Origin of the sequence: Tunicatimonas sp. (assembly GCF_049647865.1) — a bacterium.
GTDB lineage: Bacteria > Bacteroidota > Bacteroidia > Cytophagales > Cyclobacteriaceae > Tunicatimonas.
Genome location: NZ_JBARYM010000824.1, coordinates 1 through 1,983 on the forward strand (window position 1 = coordinate 1; position 1,983 = coordinate 1,983).

Annotated in this window: 2 protein-coding genes; one reads left to right on the forward strand and one right to left on the reverse strand. The window is 44.0% G+C overall.

Annotation, left to right across the window (positions count from 1 at the left end):
* The first annotated feature begins 102 nt into the window (after nucleotides 1-102).
* Nucleotides 103-1,407, forward strand: coding sequence for an adenosylhomocysteinase (gene ahcY, locus WBA23_RS23855; RefSeq protein ID WP_424584784.1), 1,305 nt, complete (start codon nucleotides 103-105; stop codon nucleotides 1,405-1,407).
* A gap of 82 nt (nucleotides 1,408-1,489) precedes the next feature.
* Here ahcY and WBA23_RS23860 read toward each other — a convergent pair.
* A partial coding sequence (locus WBA23_RS23860; RefSeq protein ID WP_424584785.1) for an OmpA family protein occupies nucleotides 1,490-1,983 on the reverse strand: 494 nt, incomplete at its 5' end.

Sequence of the window (1,983 nt, forward strand, 5' to 3'; positions counted from 1 at the left end):
GCATATTGCCCAGCGATTTCTCATCGAGAATAAGGAATATGCCTTCGTCTTTACAAGTTATTATGCTAATTTTGCCCGCAAATTTAAAAACATACGAGAAGCATGGTTGAAGAACAAATCCGTTACAAAGTAAAAGACATAGCCCTAGCCGCTTGGGGAAGGAAAGAAATCCGCTTAGCTGAGGCCGAGATGCCAGGCTTAATGTCCCTTCGAGAAGAATATGGCCCACAGCAACCGCTTAAGGGAGCGCGGATTGCAGGCTGTTTACACATGACTATTCAAACGGCAGTACTGATTGAAACTCTGGTAGAGCTAGGAGCGGAAGTAACTTGGTCGTCTTGTAATATTTTTTCTACGCAAGATCACGCTGCGGCGGCTATTGCTGAGGCTGGTGTACCAGTGTTTGCCTGGAAAGGAATGACCGAGGAAGAATTTAATTGGTGTATTGAACAAACCCTATTCTTTGGTGAGGACCGCCAGCCCCTAAATATGATTCTGGACGATGGAGGCGATCTGACTAACATGGTGCTGGATCAATATCCGGAAATGGTAGAAGGTATTCGAGGAATCTCAGAAGAAACCACTACCGGAGTACACCGCTTGTACGAGCGCATGAAGAAGGGGACGTTACCCTTGCCAGCCATTAATATCAACGATTCGGTTACCAAATCTAAATTCGATAACAAGTACGGTTGTAAAGAATCATTGGTAGATGCCATCCGACGGGCTACCGATCTAATGCTAGCTGGAAAGGTAGCAGTAGTGGCTGGTTACGGCGACGTAGGAAAAGGTTCAGCCCAATCGTTACGTGGGGCGGGAGTACGCGTAATTGTCACTGAAATTGATCCGATTTGCGCCCTTCAGGCCGCGATGGACGGGTTTGAAGTGAAGAAAATGGACAATGCTATTCCTCGCGCTGATATTATTGTAACGGCTACCGGGAACAAAGATATTATCAAGGAACGCCACTTTAAGCAAATGAAGGATAAAGCCATTGTGTGTAACATTGGTCACTTTGATAACGAGATTGACGTAGCATGGCTAAAAGAGAACGCCGAGCGCGATGAGATTAAGCCGCAAGTGGACTTGTATAAAATGGCTAATGGAAATGAAGTTATTCTACTGGCGGAGGGCCGATTAGTAAATTTAGGAGTCGCTACTGGGCACCCTTCCTTTGTAATGTCTAACTCTTTTACAAACCAAGTTCTAGCCCAGATCGAACTATGGAAGCACACCGATAAGTACGAAAATGCGGTATATATGCTCCCTAAGCATCTGGATGAGAAAGTAGCCGAGCTGCACTTAGAAAAGATCGGAGTAGAACTGGATACCCTATCGGAAGATCAAGCCGAATACATAGGCGTAACAGTGAATGGGCCATACAAGCCTGACTATTACCGATACTAGGATGATGATTGATGATTGATGATTAATGAGTGATAATTCTTCATTAATTATCAATCATTACTCGTTAAAACGTGAGTGTGGGTTATAAGCTCTTTTTCTTTTCTTCAATCTTTTTCTGCACTGAAAGAACCTCAATTTCGGTGCGACGATTAATTTCTCTTCCTCCGAACTCATCATCGTTAGAAACCAGCGGCTGGGTCTCACCAAATCCTTTTGCCTCAACCTGAGATTCGGATGTTCCGTATTGAAGCAAGTAGTTAGCGACTGCCTGAGCGCGCTGCTCGGAGAGCTTCTGATTATAATCTAGCTCGCCGACATCATCCGTGTGGCCATTAATCTGAATTTTAAGATTAGGATTTGCCTTTAAGAGTTCGTGAATACGGTCGAGCTCAGAGATAGAAGCTTCTTTAATGCTAGCTTTGCCAGTATCAAAGAAAATATTCTTCAGAATAGTTACCGAACCTACTACGGCTTTATCTAAGCGAATCGCCCGCCTAATCTCTTTTCTGTTCTCTAGCTTCTCAGCATCAAAATTGGTAGAATAAAATAAGTAGCCTTCAGCTTCTACTGTGAGTC

Coding starts and splice junctions, on each gene's coding strand:
- ahcY (WP_424584784.1), top strand. CDS start 103: ATGGTTGAAGAACAAATCCGTTACAAAGTAAAAGACATAGCCCTAGCC.